General features: G+C 61.9%; 17 protein-coding genes. All 17 read left to right on the top strand.

The genetic code is table 11. The annotated features are described in order from the left end of the window. Positions 1 to 42: 42 nt before the first annotated feature. The 17 genes from purB (at position 43) to nuoL (ending at position 18,855) form a co-directional block, all read left to right on the top strand. Positions 43 to 1,413 carry an adenylosuccinate lyase gene (purB, locus tag NTD88_RS08375; RefSeq protein ID WP_095157276.1) on the top strand — a complete coding sequence of 457 codons (1,371 nt, stop codon included), beginning with the start codon at positions 43 to 45 and terminating at the stop codon, positions 1,411 to 1,413. An 82-nt stretch (positions 1,414 to 1,495) separates the two neighbouring features. Next, positions 1,496 to 2,662: a cupin domain-containing protein gene (locus tag NTD88_RS08370; RefSeq protein WP_095157274.1), complete on the top strand. Its 1,167-nt coding sequence runs from the start codon at positions 1,496 to 1,498 to the stop codon at positions 2,660 to 2,662. Beyond that, a complete protein-coding gene (locus NTD88_RS08365; RefSeq protein WP_262154160.1) occupies positions 2,655 to 3,086 on the top strand; it encodes a GNAT family N-acetyltransferase in 432 nt (143 codons plus the stop codon). Before NTD88_RS08370 ends, NTD88_RS08365 begins: the two co-directional genes overlap by 8 nt. Before the next feature lie 66 nt (positions 3,087 to 3,152). After that, positions 3,153 to 3,917, top strand: coding sequence for a secretin N-terminal domain-containing protein (locus tag NTD88_RS08360; protein WP_262154159.1), 765 nt, complete (start codon positions 3,153 to 3,155; stop codon positions 3,915 to 3,917). A gap of 524 nt (positions 3,918 to 4,441) precedes the next feature. Beyond that, entirely contained in the window at positions 4,442 to 5,767 is a 1,326-nt protein-coding gene (gene aceA / locus NTD88_RS08355) for an isocitrate lyase (RefSeq protein ID WP_095157271.1), read from the top strand. Between the two features lie 145 nt (positions 5,768 to 5,912). Next, entirely contained in the window at positions 5,913 to 6,584 is a 672-nt protein-coding gene (locus NTD88_RS08350; protein WP_262154158.1) for a lysoplasmalogenase, read from the top strand. 355 nt (positions 6,585 to 6,939) lie between these two features. After that, positions 6,940 to 7,353, top strand: coding sequence for an NADH-quinone oxidoreductase subunit A (locus tag NTD88_RS08345; protein ID WP_095157269.1), 414 nt, complete (start codon positions 6,940 to 6,942; stop codon positions 7,351 to 7,353). Positions 7,354 to 7,363: 10 nt separating this feature from the next. Beyond that, positions 7,364 to 8,041 (top strand): NADH-quinone oxidoreductase subunit B, encoded by a 678-nt coding sequence (locus tag NTD88_RS08340; RefSeq protein ID WP_095157267.1) that lies wholly within the window; start codon positions 7,364 to 7,366, stop codon positions 8,039 to 8,041. Between the two features lie 77 nt (positions 8,042 to 8,118). Next, positions 8,119 to 9,900, top strand: coding sequence for an NADH-quinone oxidoreductase subunit C/D (nuoC, locus tag NTD88_RS08335; RefSeq protein WP_095157265.1), 1,782 nt, complete (start codon positions 8,119 to 8,121; stop codon positions 9,898 to 9,900). Between the two features lie 2 nt (positions 9,901 to 9,902). Next, a complete protein-coding gene (gene nuoE, locus NTD88_RS08330; RefSeq protein ID WP_095157263.1) occupies positions 9,903 to 10,400 on the top strand; it encodes an NADH-quinone oxidoreductase subunit NuoE in 498 nt (165 codons plus the stop codon). Continuing rightward, complete coding sequence (gene nuoF / locus NTD88_RS08325) at positions 10,397 to 11,770, top strand: NADH-quinone oxidoreductase subunit NuoF (RefSeq protein WP_110973222.1); 1,374 nt, start codon at positions 10,397 to 10,399, stop codon at positions 11,768 to 11,770. The genes nuoE and nuoF overlap by 4 nt, the downstream gene beginning before the upstream one ends. Before the next feature lie 133 nt (positions 11,771 to 11,903). Beyond that, positions 11,904 to 14,618 carry an NADH-quinone oxidoreductase subunit NuoG gene (nuoG, locus tag NTD88_RS08320; protein ID WP_262154157.1) on the top strand — a complete coding sequence of 905 codons (2,715 nt, stop codon included), beginning with the start codon at positions 11,904 to 11,906 and terminating at the stop codon, positions 14,616 to 14,618. Then, positions 14,615 to 15,622 (top strand): NADH-quinone oxidoreductase subunit NuoH, encoded by a 1,008-nt coding sequence (gene nuoH, locus NTD88_RS08315; RefSeq protein ID WP_095157257.1) that lies wholly within the window; start codon positions 14,615 to 14,617, stop codon positions 15,620 to 15,622. Before nuoG ends, nuoH begins: the two co-directional genes overlap by 4 nt. Positions 15,623 to 15,633: 11 nt before the next feature. After that, positions 15,634 to 16,182 (top strand): NADH-quinone oxidoreductase subunit NuoI, encoded by a 549-nt coding sequence (nuoI, locus tag NTD88_RS08310; protein WP_095157255.1) that lies wholly within the window; start codon positions 15,634 to 15,636, stop codon positions 16,180 to 16,182. Positions 16,183 to 16,191: 9 nt separating this feature from the next. Further along, positions 16,192 to 16,692 (top strand): NADH-quinone oxidoreductase subunit J, encoded by a 501-nt coding sequence (nuoJ, locus tag NTD88_RS08305; RefSeq protein WP_095157254.1) that lies wholly within the window; start codon positions 16,192 to 16,194, stop codon positions 16,690 to 16,692. Positions 16,693 to 16,696: 4 nt separating this feature from the next. Then, a complete protein-coding gene (gene nuoK / locus NTD88_RS08300) occupies positions 16,697 to 17,005 on the top strand; it encodes an NADH-quinone oxidoreductase subunit NuoK (protein WP_042125487.1) in 309 nt (102 codons plus the stop codon). Then, positions 17,002 to 18,855 carry an NADH-quinone oxidoreductase subunit L gene (gene nuoL / locus NTD88_RS08295; RefSeq protein ID WP_095157253.1) on the top strand — a complete coding sequence of 618 codons (1,854 nt, stop codon included), beginning with the start codon at positions 17,002 to 17,004 and terminating at the stop codon, positions 18,853 to 18,855. Before nuoK ends, nuoL begins: the two co-directional genes overlap by 4 nt. Positions 18,856 to 18,869: the final 14 nt, after the last annotated feature.

Below are 18,869 nucleotides of genomic sequence, written 5' to 3'. Positions count from 1 at the left end.
GATATGCGCCCTTTTCAAAGCCTGACTGTCCGAGAACACCCCATGCAGCTCTCCTCGCTCACTGCGGTTTCCCCTGTAGACGGCCGCTACGCCGGCAAAACCCAGGCCCTGCGCCCCATTTTCAGCGAATACGGCCTGGTCCGTTTCCGCGCCCTGGTCGAAGTTCGCTGGTTGCAGCGCCTGGCCGCCCACCCGCAAATCGCCGAGGTTCCAGCGTTCTCCGCCGAAGCCAACGCCGTACTCAATGGCCTGGCCGATGAGTTCGCCCTTGAGCACGCCGAGCGCGTCAAAGAGATCGAGCGCACCACCAACCACGACGTCAAGGCCATCGAATACCTGCTCAAAGAGCAGGCGGCCAAGCTGCCGGAACTGGCCAAGGTCAGCGAGTTCATCCACTTCGCCTGCACCAGCGAGGACATCAACAACCTGTCCCACGCCCTGATGCTGCGCGAAGGCCGCGATACCGTGCTGCTGCCGCTGATGCGCCAGATCGCCGAATCCCTGCGTGAACTGGCCCACCGCTTCGCCGACGTGCCGATGCTGTCGCGCACCCACGGCCAACCGGCCTCGCCGACCACCCTGGGCAAAGAGCTGGCCAACGTCGTCTACCGCCTCGAGCGGCAGATCGCGCAAGTTGCCGCCGTCCCGCTGATGGGCAAGATCAACGGCGCCGTGGGCAACTACAACGCCCACCTGTCGGCCTACCCGCAGATCGACTGGGAAGCCAACGCCCGCGCCTTCATCGAAGACGAGCTGGGCCTGGTGTTCAACCCTTACACCACCCAGATCGAGCCGCACGACTACATCGCCGAGCTGTTCGACGCCATCGCGCGCTTCAACACCATCCTGATCGACTTCGACCGTGACATCTGGGGCTACATCTCGCTGGGCTACTTCAAACAGAAGACCATCGCAGGTGAAATCGGCTCCTCGACCATGCCGCACAAGGTCAACCCAATCGACTTCGAGAACTCCGAAGGCAACCTGGGCATCGCCAACGCGCTGTTCCAGCACCTGGCCAGCAAACTGCCAATTTCCCGCTGGCAGCGCGACCTGACCGACTCCACCGTACTGCGCAACCTCGGTGTCGGCTTTGCCCACAGCGTGATCGCCTACGAGGCCAGTCTCAAAGGCATCAGCAAGCTGGAGATCAACACCGCACGCATCGCCGAAGACCTGGACGCCTGCTGGGAAGTCCTGGCCGAGCCGATCCAGACCGTGATGCGCCGCTACAACATCGAGAACCCCTACGAGAAGCTCAAAGAGCTGACCCGTGGCAAAGGCATCAGCCCAGAGGCGCTGCTGACCTTCATCGATGGCCTGGACATGCCAGCCGAAGCTCGCGAAGAGCTGAAGAAGCTGACCCCTGCCAACTACATCGGCAACGCTGCGGCGCAAGCCAAACGCATCTGATCCATTTCCCGCGTTTTAACGCCCGGCCGAGCCGGGCGTTTTTATTGCTGAAAGAAATTTACTTTTTTTCAATAGGTTAACCATGAATTCTGATACTCCACTGCAACTGTTGGGCGGTTTGACTGCTCGCGAATTCATGCGCGATTACTGGCAGAAGAAACCGCTGCTGGTGCGCCAGGCGTTCACCGACTTCGAAAGCCCGATCGACGCTGACGAACTGGCCGGCCTCGCACTGGAAGAAGAAGTCGAATCGCGCATTGTCATCGAGCATGGCGAGACCCCGTGGGAACTGCGCCGCGGCCCGTTTACCGAAGAAACCTTCGGCACCCTGCCCGAGCGCGACTGGACCCTGCTCGTGCAATCCGTCGACCAGTTCGTCCCGGAAGTCGCCGAGCTGCTGGAGCACTTCCGCTTCCTGCCGAGCTGGCGCATCGACGATGTGATGATCAGCTTCGCCACGCCTGGCGGCAGCGTCGGCCCGCACTTCGACAACTACGATGTGTTCCTGCTGCAAGGGCACGGCAAGCGCAACTGGAAAGTCGGACAGATGTGCAACAGCGACAGCCCGCTGCTGGAACACCCCGACCTGCGCATCCTCGCCGACTTCGAGCAAAGCGACGAATGGAGCCTTGAGCCGGGTGACATGCTTTACCTGCCGCCGCGCCTGGCCCACTACGGCGTCGCCGAAGACAACTGCCTGACGTACTCGGTAGGCTTCCGCGCCCCGAGCGCCGCTGAAGTGCTGACTCACTTCACCGACTTCCTCAGCCAGTTCCTGACCGACGAAGAACGCTACAGCGACGCCGATGCCCAGCCAGTCAGCGACCCGCATCAGATCCAGCACGACGCACTCGGTCGCCTGAAGAGCCTGCTCAACGAGCACATGGGCGACGAGCGCCTGCTGCTGACCTGGTTCGGCCAGTTCATGACCGAACCGCGCTACCCGGAAATGGTCGCCGGCGAAGCGCTGAGCGAAGAAGAACTGATCGACAGCCTGGAACAGGGCGCGATCATTATCCGCAACCCAAGCGCACGCATGGCCTGGTCGGAAGTCGACGACAACCTGCTGCTGTTCGCCAGCGGCCAGAGCCGCCTGCTGCCGGGCGAATTGCGCGAGCTGCTGAAGCTGATCTGCTCGGCCGACGCCCTGCACGCCGAGAACCTGGCGCAATGGCTCGGTGACGAAGCCAGCCTGGAACTGATCTGCGAGCTGATCAAGCAAGGAAGCCTGGGGTTTGCCAATGAATAAGATCAAGGTGCGGCTTGCCGACTGGAACAAGGACAACGCTGATATCCGCAGGATTCGCGAAGCCGTGTTCATTGCCGAGCAGAACGTTCCGCCAGAGCTGGAATGGGATTCGGACGACAACGATGCCATCCATTTCCTCGCCGTCGAAGACGACTACGCCATCGGCACCGCCCGCCTGCTGCTGGACGGGCAGATCGGTCGCGTGTCGGTGCTCAAGGACTGGCGCGGACTGAAAGTCGGCGACGCGCTGATGCAAGCCGCCATCGTCGAAGCGCAGGACCGCGACCTGAGCCAGCAGATGCTGACCGCCCAGGTCCATGCCACGACGTTCTATGAGCGCCTGGGTTTCCGCGTGGTCAGTGAAGAGTTCCTGGAAGCGGGGATTCCTCACGTCGACATGGTTCGCGATTCGAAAGCGGTGTAACTCACGGGTCCATCGCGACAGTTCGGCGCGATGGACCCGCACACAACCCCCGGAAACTTTGCCATCATGTCCACTCCACCCGCGGAGATCATGGACATGCCGCTACGCCCCCTGCTCGCCTCCCTGCTTCTGTCGCTCAGCCTGAATGCGCTGGCTGCCACCGAAGTCCTGCCCCTGAACCACCGCACCAGCGCGGAAATGCTGCCCGCCGCGCAAGCCTTTCTCGGCAAGGACGGCACCGTCAGCAGTTTCGAGAACAAGCTGATCGTCAAAGCCGAACCCGGCAAGATCGACGAACTTCGCACCCTTCTTCGCGATCTGGACACCGCGCCGAAACGCCTGCTGATCAGCGTCGACAACAACGACAGCAATTTCCAGGACAACCGCGGCAATGCGCGGATCATCCGCTATGGCACCGCCAACCGCGAAGGCGGACTGCAGCAGATCCAGGCCAGCGAAGGCACCCCCGCACTGATCCAGGTCGGCCAGAGCATCCCCATCACCAGCACGCAGACCGACAATTACGGTCGCGTACAAAGCCAGACCGAGTACCGCAACGTCACGCAAGGCTTCTACGTCACCGCCAGCGTCTCCGGCGACACCGTTCACCTGAACATCAGCACCAACAATGACCGGATGAGCCAGGAACGCCCGGATGTAGTGAAAGTACAAAGTACCGACACGAAGGTCACCGGCAAGCTGGGCGAGTGGATCACGTTGGCGGGTGTAAATGCTCAAAGTCAGGCCGACCGCTCTGCCTCGGCCCTGAGCTACTCGACTCAACGGGGTGAAAACATGACTTTGCGGGTAAAAGTCGACGCATTGGACTGAAGCCACGGAAATCAAGGCCTCGACCAACGGCCTTGAAACTGACTGATGAGTCGTATTAGACCAAAGATGTAGTGGAGTGAAAAAACCACTACAAAACATTTGACGACCTCAAATCGCAGAGGCATGATGGCCCCGCTCCCGCTAATCAGGGGCCCTGGCAAGGGCCTTCGGATCGCGCTCTAACCTACCCACCTGAGCCGAGTCCGTGTCTGTACAGCCCACAAGGCGGTTTGACGAGATTGCGACTGGAACGAAGTTGTCCCGAGGGACGGAAGCGCATCAACGGTACATGGCAAAACCTGATCGACGTAGCACGGCAACCACGAGCCAACCTGCCCGACAGTCCGCCAGCACCTGCTCACTTCCCCTTTTCGAGCACCATCGTTCAACGTCGTAACTTCGCCAGACTAGACTGAGTCGCCAGCGTCCTCTGACCAGCGAGCATTCGGTGCTGCCCCTGTATCAACAGCGCAGCCGACAGAGCGAACATTTTTCACAAGACCTATGCGACGAGGCTTATTTCCATGGCACTGACACGCGAACAGCAAATTGCAGCCCTCGAAAAAGACTGGGCCGAGAACCCGCGCTGGAAAGGCGTGACCCGTACCTACACCGCTGCCGATGTCGTCCGTCTGCGTGGTTCCGTTCAGCCAGAGCACACCCTGGCCCGCATGGGTGCGGAAAAACTGTGGAATCTGGTCACCAAGGGCGCCCACCCGTCCTTCCGCCCTGAAAAAGATTTCGTCAACTGCATGGGCGCCCTGACCGGCGGCCAGGCTGTTCAACAGGTCAAGGCCGGCATCCAGGCTATCTACCTGTCCGGCTGGCAAGTGGCTGCCGATAACAACTCGGCCGAGTCCATGTACCCAGACCAGTCGCTGTACCCGGTGGATTCGGTTCCAACCGTGGTCAAGCGCATCAACAACTCGTTCCGTCGCGCCGACCAGATCCAGTGGAAAGCCGGCAAGAACCCAGGCGATGACGGCTACATCGATTACTTCGCACCAATCGTGGCTGACGCTGAAGCCGGTTTCGGCGGCGTACTGAACGCCTACGAACTGATGAAGAACATGATCGAAGCAGGCGCTGCCGGCGTTCACTTCGAAGACCAACTGGCTTCCGTGAAGAAATGCGGCCACATGGGCGGCAAGGTTCTGGTTCCGACCCAGGAAGCCGTTCAAAAGCTGAGCGCTGCCCGTCTGGCGGCCGACGTTGCCGGCGTACCGACCATCATCCTGGCCCGTACCGACGCCAACGCCGCCGACCTGCTGACCAGCGACTGCGACCCGTACGACCAACCGTTCGTGATCGGCGAGCGTACCCAGGAAGGCTTCTACAAAGTACGTGCCGGCCTGGACCAAGCCATCGCTCGCGGCCTGGCCTATGCGCCTTACGCCGACCTGATCTGGTGCGAAACCGCCAAGCCAGACCTGGACGAGGCTCGTCGCTTCGCCGAAGCGATCAAGAAGGAATACCCGGACCAGATCCTGTCCTACAACTGCTCGCCTTCCTTCAACTGGAAGAAGAACCTGGACGACGCAACCATCGCCAAGTTCCAGCGCGAACTGTCGGCAATGGGCTACAAGCACCAGTTCATCACCCTGGCCGGCATCCACAACATGTGGCACGGCATGTTCAACCTGGCGCACGACTACGCCCGCAACGACATGACCGCCTACGTGAAGCTGCAAGAGCAGGAATTCGCTGACGCATCGAAAGGCTACACCTTCGTTGCGCACCAGCAGGAAGTGGGCACCGGCTACTTCGACGACATGACCACTGTGATCCAGGGTGGCAAGTCTTCGGTTACCGCGCTGACCGGTTCCACCGAAGAAGAGCAGTTCCACTGATCTGATCGGCTGTTGATGTTCGGGTAACACGCAAGGCCCGGGACCTGTGATGGGGTTCCGGGCCTTGTTCTTTGCGTATCCGGCAACCGGATGCCCAGCGATCCTTCGACTATGCTTGGACGCACGCCAACAACAAGGACCGGCCATGCCCCGCTCCGTGACCCTTTGCGCCCTCGCGCTGCTCAGCGGCGCCTTCTATTTATATGCAGTGTCTAACGCCGACCTCTGGCTCGCCCTGGCGGCCAAGCCGATTCCGGTACTGATACTGCTGCTCTGGTTGACCACCGCGCCAGCCACACCCTATCGCCAGCGAATCATGCTCGGCCTGGGCTTCTCGATCATCGGCGACATAGCCCTGGCGTGGCCGGGCGATCTGTTCGTTGCAGGCCTGGCGGCGTTTCTCTGCGCGCACCTCGCCTACCTCTGGGCCTATCTCCACAGAACCCGCGCGCCGGCCTTCGGCGCCCTGCTGCTGGCGGCCCTCTGCGGCGCAGGTTTGTTCGGCCTGCTGGCCTATCACGGCCTGGGCGGGCTGCTCATCCCGGTAGCGCTCTACGCCCTGACCATCAGTGCCATGCTTTGGCGGGCGCTGGCCTGTGGCGGCATCGCAGCGTTTGGCGCCATGAGCTTCGTGCTGTCGGACAGCCTGATCGGCATCGATCGCTTCGTCAGCGCCTTCGCCGCCGCGCCGTACCTGATCATCCTGTTCTACTGGCTTGGCCAGTGGGCCATTGCACTGTCGGCGCAACACGCGCAATCGGCACAATCCAGCGAAGCGTTGACCCAAGCCCCGACCCCGGTCGGAAAAAGCGTCTAGAACAAGGGATACCAATAACTTGCAGGCAAACAGTCGATGAACTTTGTAGTTGACTTGAACAGTAGGAATAACAACAGACCTTCAAATGATATTAATTATCATTACGAAACTTGCAATTCATTACGCCGTGAAAGAAACATAATTAACGAAACAAGGGACAATCCCCGTATTACGGGGCCTGCAGCGAGTCGGGAAAGATTTTTGTTCTTAATGCTACGAATAAATTTGCAGCAGAAATTTTACTTGCACCAGGTTTACCCATAAAATCAGCGCGATAGATTTCGCTGCGACATATCGTCACTGCTCTACTTCTTTTCAAGCTCAGAGACTACGTGCTCTGTTAAGGATTTTCAGCATGCCCGATTCGACTGGACTCATCGCCCACAACTGGGGCTTTGCCATTTTCCTTTTGGGTGTCGTCGGCCTCTGCGCCTTCATGCTCGGTCTGTCCAGCCTGCTCGGTAGCAAGGCATGGGGCCGTAGCAAGAACGAACCCTTCGAATCCGGCATGCTGCCCACTGGCGGTGCCCGCCTGCGCCTTTCGGCAAAATTCTATCTGGTCGCGATGCTGTTCGTGATCTTCGATATCGAAGCCCTCTTTCTCTTTGCATGGTCTGTGTCGATTCGCGAAAGCGGCTGGACCGGATTCGTCGAAGCTCTCGTTTTCATAGCAATTCTGTTGGCAGGTCTTGTCTACCTTTGGCGGGTCGGGGCGCTCGATTGGGCTCCCGTGGGTCGTCGCAAGCGGCAAGCGAAGCTGAAACAATGAGGCTTTGGCAATGCAATACAATCTCACCAGAATCGATCCGGATGCGCCCAACGAGCAGTATCCAATCGGAGACCGGGAAACCGTCTCCGATTCGCTGCTAGAGGACCAGGTCCACAAGAACATCTTCATGGGCAAGCTCGAAGATGTGCTCAGTGGTGCGGTCAACTGGGGTCGCAAGAACTCCCTGTGGCCCTACAACTTCGGCCTGTCCTGCTGCTACGTGGAGATGACCACGGCGTTTACCGCGCCGCACGACATCGCCCGTTTCGGCGCTGAAGTTATCCGGGCATCACCGCGCCAGGCCGACTTCATGGTCATCGCTGGCACCTGCTTCATCAAGATGGCACCCATCATCCAGCGTCTTTACGAGCAGATGCTCGAGCCGAAATGGGTCATTTCCATGGGTTCGTGTGCCAACTCCGGTGGCATGTACGACATTTACTCGGTCGTTCAGGGGGTCGACAAGTTCCTCCCCGTGGATGTCTACGTGCCTGGCTGCCCGCCTCGCCCTGAAGCATTCCTGCAAGGCTTGATGCTGTTGCAGGAATCGATTGGCAAGGAGCGTCGCCCTCTTTCCTGGGTCGTTGGCGACCAAGGCGTGTATCGCGCCGAAATGCCAGCGCAGAAAGAGCTGCGTCGTGAACAGCGCATGCAGGTCACCAACCTGCGCAGCCCCGACGAAGTCTGATCCAGCGAACCGCTGCCTGTTCACAAGACCAGGCGGCCTGGCTTCATTCTCTACGTTGACCGAAAGCGACCGAGACCATGACCGCGGACACCGCTATTTATATTCCGCCTTACAAGGCTGACGACCAGGATGTGGTCGTCGAACTGAACAATCGTTTTGGCCCCGAGGCGTTCACCGCCCAGGAGACCCGTACCGGCATGCCGGTGCTGTGGGTTGCCCGCGCCAAACTGATCGAAGTACTCACCTTCCTGCGCAACGTGCCCAAGCCGTACAGCATGCTGTATGACCTGCACGGCGTGGACGAGCGCCTGCGTACCCAGCGTCGCGGCCTGCCTGGCGCCGACTTCAGCGTTTTCTACCACCTGCTCTCGGTAGAACGAAACAGCGACGTGATGATCAAGGTCGCGCTGAACGAAAATGACCTGAACCTTCCGACCGTGACCGGCATCTGGCCAAACGCCAACTGGTACGAGCGTGAAGTCTGGGACATGTTCGGCATCGACTTTGCCGGCCACCCGCACCTGACCCGCATCATGATGCCGCCGACCTGGGAAGGTCACCCGCTGCGCAAGGACTTCCCTGCCCGCGCCACCGAGTTCGACCCGTTCACCCTTAACCTGGCCAAGCAGCAGCTCGAGGAAGAAGCCGCGCGCTTCAACCCGGAAGCCTGGGGCATGAAACGTCAGGGCGCGAACGAGGACTACATGTTCCTCAACCTCGGCCCCAACCACCCGTCCGCCCACGGTGCGTTCCGTATCGTCCTGCAACTGGACGGTGAAGAGATCGTCGACTGCGTACCGGACATCGGCTACCACCACCGTGGTGCCGAGAAGATGGCCGAGCGCCAGTCCTGGCACAGCTTCATTCCCTACACCGACCGTATCGACTACCTCGGCGGGGTGATGAACAACCTGCCGTACGTATTGGCCGTCGAGAAGCTGGCGGGCATCCAGGTGCCGCAAAAGGTCGACACCATCCGCATCATGCTGGCCGAGTTCTTCCGGATCACCAGCCACCTGCTGTTCCTGGGTACCTATATCCAGGACGTCGGCGCCATGACCCCGGTGTTCTTCACCTTCACCGACCGCCAGCGCGCCTACACCGTGATCGAAGCCATCACCGGTTTCCGTCTGCACCCGGCCTGGTACCGCATCGGTGGCGTCGCCCATGACCTGCCGCGCGGCTGGGACAAACTGGTGAAAGACTTCGTCGAATGGCTGCCAAAGCGCCTCGACGAGTACACCAAGGCTGCCCTGCAGAACAGTATCCTCAAAGGCCGTACCATCGGTGTTGCCCAGTACAACACCAAGGAAGCGCTGGAATGGGGCGTCACCGGCGCCGGCCTGCGTTCCACCGGCCTGGACTTCGACCTGCGCAAGGCCCGTCCTTACTCCGGCTACGAAAACTTCGAGTTCGAAGTACCGCTGGCCCACAACGGCGATGCCTACGATCGCTGCATGGTCCGTGTCGAAGAGATGCGCCAGAGTATCCGCATCATCGACCAGTGCATGCGCAACATGCCGGAAGGCCCGTACAAGGCGGATCACCCGCTGACCACGCCGCCGCCGAAAGAGCGCACCCTGCAGCACATCGAAACCCTGATCACCCACTTCCTGCAGGTTTCGTGGGGCCCGGTCATGCCGGCCAACGAGTCCTTCCAGATGATCGAGGCGACCAAGGGCATCAACAGTTATTACCTGACGAGCGATGGCGGCACCATGAGCTACCGCACCCGGATTCGTACCCCGAGCTATCCGCACCTGCAGCAGATCCCGTCGGTGATCCGCGGCAGCATGGTCGCGGACCTGATCGCGTACCTGGGCAGTATCGACTTCGTTATGGCTGACGTGGACCGCTAAGCATGAACAGCACGCTTATCCAGACTGACCGTTTCGCCCTGAGCGAAACCGAGCGCTCGGCCATCGAGCACGAAATGCATCACTACGAGGACCCGCGCGCGGCGTCCATCGAAGCCCTGAAGATCGTCCAGAAGCAACGTGGCTGGGTGCCGGACGGCGCCATCTATGCCATCGGCGAAATCCTCGGCATCCCGGCCAGCGACGTCGAAGGCGTGGCCACCTTCTACAGCCAGATCTTCCGCCAGCCGGTCGGACGCCACATCATCCGCGTCTGCGACAGCATGGTCTGCTACATCGGTGGCCACGAGTCCGTGGTCGGCCAGATTCAGAGCGAACTGGGCATCGGCCTCGGCCAGACTACCCCGGACGGTCGTTTCACCCTGCTGCCGGTGTGCTGCCTGGGCAACTGCGACAAGGCCCCGGCCCTGATGATCGATGACGACACCTTCGGCGACGTACAGCCGACCGGTGTAGCCAAACTGCTGGAGGGCTACGCATGACCATCACTTCCTTCGGCCCGGCCAACCGCATCGCGCGCAGCGCCGAGACCCACCCACTGACCTGGCGCCTGCGTGACGACGGCGAGCCGGTCTGGCTCGACGAGTACCAGGCCAAGAACGGCTATGCCGCTGCCCGCAAGGCACTGGCGCAGATGTCCCAGGACGATATCGTCCAGACCGTGAAAGATGCCGGCCTGAAAGGCCGTGGCGGTGCGGGCTTCCCCACCGGCGTCAAATGGGGCCTGATGCCCAAAGACGAATCCATGAACATCCGCTACCTGCTGTGCAACGCGGATGAAATGGAGCCGAACACCTGGAAGGACCGCATGCTGATGGAGCAACAGCCCCATCTGCTGGTCGAGGGCATGCTGATCAGCGCCCGCGCCCTCAAGGCCTACCGTGGCTACATCTTCCTGCGCGGCGAATACACCACCGCCGCACGCAACCTGAACCGCGCCATCGATGAAGCCAAGGCCGCTGGCCTGCTGGGCAAGAACATCCTCGGCAGCGGCTTCGATTTCGAGCTGTTCGTCCACACCGGCGCCGGTCGCTACATCTGTGGCGAAGAGACCGCGCTGATCAACTCGCTGGAAGGCCGTCGCGCCAACCCGCGCTCCAAGCCGCCCTTCCCTGCCGCCGTTGGCGTCTGGGGCAAGCCGACTTGCGTGAACAACGTCGAAACCCTGTGCAACGTGCCGGCCATCGTTGGCAACGGCGTTGACTGGTACAAGTCGCTGGCACGCGAAGGCAGCGAAGACCACGGCACCAAGCTGATGGGCTTCTCCGGCAAGGTGAAGAACCCGGGTCTGTGGGAACTGCCATTCGGCGTCACCGCCCGCGAGCTGTTCGAAGACTACGCCGGTGGCATGCGCGATGGCTTCAAGCTCAAGTGCTGGCAGCCAGGCGGCGCCGGTACCGGCTTCCTGCTTCCCGAGCACCTGGACGCGCAGATGTATGCCGGCGGCATCGCCAAGGTGGGCACCCGGATGGGTACTGGCCTGGCCATGGCGGTGGACGACAGCGTCAACATGGTCTCGCTGCTGCGCAACATGGAAGAGTTCTTCGCCCGCGAATCCTGCGGCTGGTGCACTCCGTGCCGCGACGGCCTGCCATGGAGCGTGAAGATGCTGCGCGCCCTCGAGAAGGGCCAGGGCCAGCAGAGCGATATCGAGACCCTGCTGGGCCTGGTCAACTTCCTCGGCCCTGGCCGCACCTTCTGCGCCCACGCACCGGGCGCCGTCGAGCCGCTGGGCAGTGCCATCAAATACTTCCGCCACGAGTTCGAGGCCGGTGTCGCCGCCCCTGGCAGCGCCGCCCTGAGCCCGAACCTGGCCAAGCCAATCCCGGCCCCGATCGTGGTTGGCGCATAACAAGATGAAACGCGGATGGTCCGTGCCATCCGCCAGCCTCGCAGGCTCGCCCGACCATTGTCGCGCGAGCCGCGGGCACACCGATTTCCATTAGCCACGCCCGCACACGCGGGCCAACGAAGAACTTTGAACCATGGCCACTATCCACGTAGACGGCAAAGCGCTCGAAGTCAACGGTGCGGACAACCTGTTACAGGCTTGTCTGTCGCTCGGCCTCGACATCCCTTATTTCTGCTGGCACCCGGCGCTCGGCAGCGTCGGCGCCTGCCGGCAATGTGCGGTCAAGCAGTACAACGACGAGAACGACACCCGTGGTCGTATCGTCATGTCCTGCATGACCCCCGCCACCGACGGCACCTGGATTTCCATCGAAGACGATGAGTCCAAGGCGTTCCGCGCCAGCGTCGTCGAATGGCTGATGACCAACCACCCGCACGACTGCCCGGTCTGCGAGGAAGGCGGTCACTGCCACCTGCAAGACATGACGGTCATGACCGGCCACAACGAGCGCCGCTACCGTTTCACCAAGCGTACCCACCAGAACCAGGAACTCGGCCCGTTCATCGCTCACGAGATGAACCGCTGCATCGCCTGCTATCGCTGCGTGCGTTACTACAAGGACTACGCCGGCGGCACCGATCTGGGCGTCTATGGCGCGCACGACAACGTGTACTTCGGCCGTGTCGAAGACGGCACCCTGGAGAGCGAATTCTCCGGCAACCTGACCGAGGTCTGCCCTACCGGTGTATTCACCGACAAGACCCACTCCGAGCGCTACAACCGCAAATGGGACATGCAGTTCGCCCCGAGCATCTGCCATGGCTGCTCCAGCGGTTGCAACATCAGCCCGGGCGAGCGTTACGGCGAACTGCGCCGGATCGAGAACCGCTTCAACGGTTCGGTCAACCAGTACTTCCTCTGCGACCGTGGCCGCTTCGGCTATGGCTACGTCAACCGCACCGACCGCCCACGTCAGCCACTGCTGGCCGACGGCTCCAAGCTGAGCGTGGACGCTGCCCTCGACCAGGCCGCCGATCTGCTGCGCGGCCGCACCATCGTCGGTATCGGCTCGCCACGCGCCAGCCTGGAAAGCAACTACGGCCTGCGCGAGCTGGTCGGTGCCGAGTACTTCTATTCGGGTATGGAAGCCGCTGAACTGGAGCGCGTGCGCCTGGTTCTGCAAGTGCTCAACGACAGCCCGCTGCCAGTGCCGACCCTGCGCGAGATCGAAGACCACGACGCCGTGTTCGTCCTCGGTGAAGACCTGACCCAGACCGCTGCCCGCGTCGCCCTGTCCGTGCGTCAGGCTACCAAGGGCAAGGCTGAGGCCATGGCCGAGTCGATGAAAGTCCAGCCATGGCTCGACGCCGCGGTGAAGAACATCGGCCAGCACGCCCTGTACCCGCTGTTCATCGCCAGCCTGGCCGAAACCAAGCTGGATGACGTCGCCGAAGAATGCGTTCACGCAGCGCCCGCCGACCTGGCGCGCCTCGGCTTCGCCGTGGCCCACGCCATCGATCCAAGCGCCCCGGCCGTCGAAGGCCTGGACGCCGACGCACTGGAACTGGCCAAGCGCATCGCCGATGCCCTGGTCGCCGCCAAGCGTCCGCTGATCGTTTCCGGTGGTTCGCTGGGTTCCAAGGCGCTGATCGAAGCTGCCGCCAACATCGCCAAGGCCCTCAAGCTGCGGGACAAGGCCGGCTCCCTGAGCCTGGTGGTGCCGGAAGCCAACAGCATCGGCATGGCCATGTTCGGTGGTGACTCGGTGGATGCCGCGCTGGACGCGGTGATCTCGGGCAAGGCCGACGCCATCGTCGTGCTGGAAAACGACCTGTACAGCCGCGTCCCGGCCGCCAAGGTCGACGCCGCGTTCGCCGCTGCCAAAGTGATCATCGTTGCCGATCACTCCAAGACCCCGACCACCGACCGCGCCCACCTGGTGCTGCCAGCCGCCTCCTTCGCCGAAGGCGACGGTACTCTGGTCAGCCAGGAAGGCCGTGCCCAGCGCTTCTTCCAGGTCTTCGATCCGACCTATCTGGACAGCAGCATCCTGGTTCACGAAGGCTGGCGCTGGATGCACGCCCTGCGTGCGACCCTGCTGAACCAGCCGGTGGACTGGACCCAACTGGACCACGTCACCAGCGCCTGCGCCAGTGTCACCCCGCAACTGGCCGGCATCGTCAACGCCGCACCGTCCGCCGCGTTCCGCATCAAGGGCATGAAGCTCGCCCGCGAACCGCTGCGCTACTCCGGTCGTACCGCCATGCGCGCCAACATCAGCGTGCACGAACCGCGTACCCCGCAGGACAAGGACACCGCCTTCGCCTTCTCCATGGAAGGTTACTCGGGCTCCGCCGAACCGCGCTCGCAAGTGCCGTTCGCCTGGTCGCCGGGCTGGAACTCGCCGCAAGCCTGGAACAAGTTCCAGGACGAAGTCGGTGGCCACCTGCGCGCCGGTGACCCGGGCACTCGCCTGATCGAGTCCCAGGGTGATCGCCTGAACTGGTTCGCCAGCGTTCCGGGCGCCTTCGCCCCGGCCCGCGGCACCTGGCAGGTCGTGCCGTTCTACCACCTGTTCGGCAGCGAGGAGAGTTCGTCCCGTGCAGCACCGGTGCAAGAGCGCATCCCGCAAGCCTACGTCGCACTGGCCAAGGCCGAAGCCGACCGCCTGGGTGTCAACGAAGGCGCCCTGCTCAGCCTGAACGTCGCGGGTCAGACCCTGCGTCTGCCGCTGCGCATCAATGAAGAACTGGGCGTTGGCCTGGTTGCGCTGCCGAAAGGCCTGGCCGGTATCCCGCCAGCCATCTTCGGTGCATCCGTCGAAGGCCTGCAGGAGGCAGCACAATGACCTGGTTCACCCCCGAAGTGATCGATGTGATCATTACCGTCGTCAAGGCCGTCGTGGTCTTGCTGGCGGTGGTGGTCTGCGGTGCGCTGCTCAGCTTCGTCGAGCGGCGCCTGCTGGGCTGGTGGCAGGACCGCTACGGTCCGAACCGCGTCGGCCCGTTCGGCATGTTCCAGATCGCTGCCGACATGCTGAAGATGTTCTTCAAGGAAGACTGGAATCCGCCCTTCGTCGACAAGATGATCTTCACCCTGGCGCCGGTCGTGGCCATGAGCGCGCTGCTGATTGCCTTCGCGATCATCCCGATCACCCCGACCTGGGGTGTCGCGGACCTGAACATCGGCCTGCTGTTCTTCTTCGCCATGGCCGGTCTGTCGGTGTACGCCGTACTGTTCGCCGGCTGGTCGTCGAACAACAAGTACGCCTTGCTCGGCAGCCTGCGCGCCTCGGCCCAGACCGTGTCCTATGAAGTGTTCATGGGCCTGGCGCTGATGGGCATCGTGGCCCAGGTCGGCTCGTTCAACATGCGCGACATCGTCGACTACCAGGCGCAGAACCTGTGGTTCATCATTCCGCAGTTCTTCGGCTTCTGTACCTTCTTCATCGCTGGCGTCGCCGTGACTCACCGTCACCCGTTCGACCAGCCGGAAGCGGAACAGGAACTGGCCGACGGTTACCACATTGAATACGCCGGCATGAAATGGGGCATGTTCTTCGTGGGTGAGTACATCGGCATCATCCTGATCTCGGCGCTGCTGGTAACCCTGTTCTTCGGTGGCTGGCACGGTCCGTTCGGCATCCTGCCGCAGATCCCGTTCATCTGGTTCGCCCTGAAAACCGGCTTCTTCATCATGCTGTTCATCCTGCTGCGCGCCTCCATCCCGCGCCCACGCTATGACCAGGTGATGGACTTCAGCTGGAAGTTCTGCCTGCCGCTGACCTTGATCAATTTGCTGGTGACCGCTGCGCTCGTGTTGCTCAACACGCCAGCTGTTGCGGCCCAGTGAGGATTTGACCCATGTTCAAATATATTGGCGACATCGTTAAGGGCACCGGCACCCAGCTGCGCAGCCTGGTAATGGTGTTCTCCCACGGGTTCCGCAAACGCGACACCCTGCAATACCCGGAAGAAGCGGTCTACCTGCCGCCACGCTACCGTGGCCGTATCGTGCTGACCCGCGACCCCGATGGCGAAGAGCGCTGCGTAGCGTGCAACCTGTGTGCCGTGGCCTGCCCGGTCGGTTGCATCTCGCTGCAGAAAGCCGAAACGGAAGACGGACGCTGGTATCCGGAGTTCTTCCGCATCAACTTCTCGCGCTGCATTTTCTGCGGCCTCTGCGAGGAAGCCTGCCCGACCACCGCGATCCAGCTCACGCCGGATTTCGAAATGGCCGAGTTCAAACGTCAGGACCTGGTGTACGAGAAGGAAGATCTGCTGATCGCCGGACCAGGCAAGAACCCTGATTACAACTTCTACCGTGTTGCAGGTATGGCGGTTGCCGGCAAGCCGAAAGGCTCCGCGCAGAACGAAGCCGAGCCGATCAACGTGAAGAGCTTGCTCCCTTAAGGAAGAAAGATGGAATTCGCTTTCTATTTCGCATCCGGTGTCGCTGTGGTGTCCACCCTTCGGGTGATCACCAACACCAACCCCGTGCACGCCCTGCTCTACCTGATCATTTCGCTGATCTCCGTGGCGATGACCTTCTTCGCCCTCGGCGCTCCGTTTGCCGGCGCGCTGGAAGTGATCGCCTACGCTGGCGCCATTATGGTGCTGTTCGTCTTCGTGGTGATGATGCTCAACCTCGGCCCGGCGTCGGTCGCCCAGGAACGTGGCTGGCTCAAGCCCGGCATCTGGACCGGCCCCGTGGTGCTCGGCACGCTGCTGCTACTCGAACTGCTGTACGTGTTGTTCAGCCACCAGAGCGGTGCCGCCATCGGCCACACCACCGTCGACGCCAAGGCGGTCGGCATCAGCCTGTTTGGTCCTTACCTGCTGGTAGTGGAACTGGCCTCCATGCTGCTGCTCGCCGCAGCGGTAACGGCTTTCCACCTCGGCCGCAACGAGGCGAAGGAGTAATCACATGCCTGCTATCCCACTCGAACACGGCCTGGCCGTCGCCGGCATTCTGTTCTGCCTCGGTCTGGTCGGCCTGATGGTCCGCCGCAACATTCTCTTCGTGCTGATGAGTCTGGAAATCATGATGAACGCCTCGGCACTGGCCTTCATCGTCGCTGGCGCCCGCTGGGCGCAGCCGGATGGACAGATCATGTTCATCCTGGTGATCAGCCTGGCAGCCGCCGAAGCCAGTATCGGCCTGGCGATCCTGCTGCAGCTGTATCGCCGCTTCCACACTCTCGATATCGATGCAGCCAGTGAGATGCGCGGATGAATCTTCTCTTTCTGACTTTCGTATTCCCCCTGATCGGCTTCCTGCTGCTGTCGTTCTCCCGTGGTCGTTTCTCGGAGAACCTGTCGGCGCTGATCGGTGTCGGCTCGGTCGGTCTGTCGGCGATCGTCGCAGCCTGGGTGATCTGGCAATTCAACGTCGCGCCACCGGAAGGCGGCGTGTACAGCCAACTGCTGTGGCAGTGGATGTCGGTTGACGGCTTCGCACCTACCTTCACCCTGCACCTGGATGGCCTGTCGGTCACCATGCTGGGCGTGGTGGTCGGCGTCGGCTTCCTGATCCACCTGTTCGCCTCCTGGTACATGCGCGGTGAAGCGGGTTACTCGCGCTTCTTCTCCTACACCAACCTGTTCATTGCCAGCATGTTGTTCCTGATCCTGGGCGACAACCTGCTGTTCATCTACTTCGGTTGGGAAGGCGTGGGCCTGTGCTCGTACCTGTTGATCGGTTTCTACTACAGCAACCGCAACAACGGTAACGCGGCACTCAAGGCGTTCATCGTCACCCGTATCGGCGACGTGTTCATGGCCATCGGCCTGTTCATCCTGTTCCAGCAGCTCGGCACCCTGAACGTGCAGGAACTGCTGGTGCTCGCGCCGCAGAAGTTCCAGGCGGGCGACACCTGGATGGTCCTGGCGACCCTGATGCTGCTCGGTGGTGCCGTCGGTAAATCCGCGCAACTGCCGCTGCAGACCTGGCTGGCGGACGCGATGGCCGGTCCTACCCCGGTTTCGGCACTGATCCACGCCGCGACCATGGTGACCGCAGGCGTCTACCTGATCGCCCGTACCCACGGCCTGTTCGCCCTGGCGCCGGATGTACTGCACCTGGTTGGCGTGGTCGGCGGTGTGACCCTGGTCCTGGCCGGTTTCGCCGCGCTGGTCCAGACCGACATCAAACGTATCCTCGCCTACTCCACCATGAGCCAGATCGGCTACATGTTCCTGGCCCTGGGCGTCGGTGCCTGGGACGCGGCGATCTTCCACCTGATGACCCACGCCTTCTTCAAGGCCCTGCTGTTCCTCGCCTCGGGTGCGGTGATCGTTGCCTGCCACCACGAGCAGAACATCTTCAAGATGGGCGGCCTGTGGAAGAAACTGCCTCTGGCCTACACCAGCTTCGTGGTCGGTGGCGCTGCGCTGGCTGCCTTGCCGCTGATCACCGTTGGCTTCTACTCCAAGGACGAGATCCTCTGGGAAGCCTTCGCCAGCGGTAACACCGGTCTGCTGTACGCTGGCCTGGTGGGTGCGTTCATGACCTCGCTGTACACCTTCCGCCTGATCTTCATCGCCTTCCACGGCGAAGCCAAGACCGAAGCCCATGCCGGCCACGGCATTTCGCACTGGCTGCCGCTGAGCGTGCTGATCGTCCTGTCGACCTTCGTCGGTGCCTGGATCCATCCACCGCTGGCCGGCGTTCTGCCGGAAAGCGCTGGCCATGCCGGCGGCGAAGCCAAGCACAGCCTGGAAATCGCCTCGGGCGCCATCGCCATCGCGGGTATCCTGCTGGCCGCGGTGCTGTTCCTGGGCAAGCGTCGCCTGGTCACCGCCATCGCCAACAGCGGCATCGGCCGCGTCCTCTCGGCCTGGTGGTTCGCCGCCTGGGGCTTCGACTGGATCTACGACAAGCTGTTCGTCAAACCTTACCTGTTGATCAGCCACATCCTGCGCAAGGATCCGGTTGACCGCGGCATTGGCCTGATTCCGCGTATGGCTCGGGGCGGTCACGCCGCCATGAGCAAAACCGAAACCGGTCAGCTGCGCTGGTACACCGCTTCGATCGCCGTGGGTGCCGTCCTTGTACTCGGCGCCGTTTTGATGGCTGCGGTCTGATATGAACCTTGCGA

This window comes from Pseudomonas sp. 20P_3.2_Bac5, assembly GCF_025466035.1.
Taxonomy (GTDB): Bacteria; Pseudomonadota; Gammaproteobacteria; order Pseudomonadales; family Pseudomonadaceae; genus Aquipseudomonas.
The sequence above is the reverse complement of the archived record's forward strand: the minus strand, read 5'-3'. Positions and strand labels throughout refer to the sequence as shown.

Coding starts and splice junctions, on each gene's coding strand:
- purB (WP_095157276.1), top strand. CDS start 43: ATGCAGCTCTCCTCGCTCACTGCGGTTTCCCCTGTAGACGGCCGCTAC.
- NTD88_RS08370 (WP_095157274.1), top strand. CDS start 1,496: ATGAATTCTGATACTCCACTGCAACTGTTGGGCGGTTTGACTGCTCGC.
- NTD88_RS08365 (WP_262154160.1), top strand. CDS start 2,655: ATGAATAAGATCAAGGTGCGGCTTGCCGACTGGAACAAGGACAACGCT.
- NTD88_RS08360 (WP_262154159.1), top strand. CDS start 3,153: ATGTCCACTCCACCCGCGGAGATCATGGACATGCCGCTACGCCCCCTG.
- aceA (WP_095157271.1), top strand. CDS start 4,442: ATGGCACTGACACGCGAACAGCAAATTGCAGCCCTCGAAAAAGACTGG.
- NTD88_RS08350 (WP_262154158.1), top strand. CDS start 5,913: ATGCCCCGCTCCGTGACCCTTTGCGCCCTCGCGCTGCTCAGCGGCGCC.
- NTD88_RS08345 (WP_095157269.1), top strand. CDS start 6,940: ATGCCCGATTCGACTGGACTCATCGCCCACAACTGGGGCTTTGCCATT.
- NTD88_RS08340 (WP_095157267.1), top strand. CDS start 7,364: ATGCAATACAATCTCACCAGAATCGATCCGGATGCGCCCAACGAGCAG.
- nuoC (WP_095157265.1), top strand. CDS start 8,119: ATGACCGCGGACACCGCTATTTATATTCCGCCTTACAAGGCTGACGAC.
- nuoE (WP_095157263.1), top strand. CDS start 9,903: ATGAACAGCACGCTTATCCAGACTGACCGTTTCGCCCTGAGCGAAACC.
- nuoF (WP_110973222.1), top strand. CDS start 10,397: ATGACCATCACTTCCTTCGGCCCGGCCAACCGCATCGCGCGCAGCGCC.
- nuoG (WP_262154157.1), top strand. CDS start 11,904: ATGGCCACTATCCACGTAGACGGCAAAGCGCTCGAAGTCAACGGTGCG.
- nuoH (WP_095157257.1), top strand. CDS start 14,615: ATGACCTGGTTCACCCCCGAAGTGATCGATGTGATCATTACCGTCGTC.
- nuoI (WP_095157255.1), top strand. CDS start 15,634: ATGTTCAAATATATTGGCGACATCGTTAAGGGCACCGGCACCCAGCTG.
- nuoJ (WP_095157254.1), top strand. CDS start 16,192: ATGGAATTCGCTTTCTATTTCGCATCCGGTGTCGCTGTGGTGTCCACC.
- nuoK (WP_042125487.1), top strand. CDS start 16,697: ATGCCTGCTATCCCACTCGAACACGGCCTGGCCGTCGCCGGCATTCTG.
- nuoL (WP_095157253.1), top strand. CDS start 17,002: ATGAATCTTCTCTTTCTGACTTTCGTATTCCCCCTGATCGGCTTCCTG.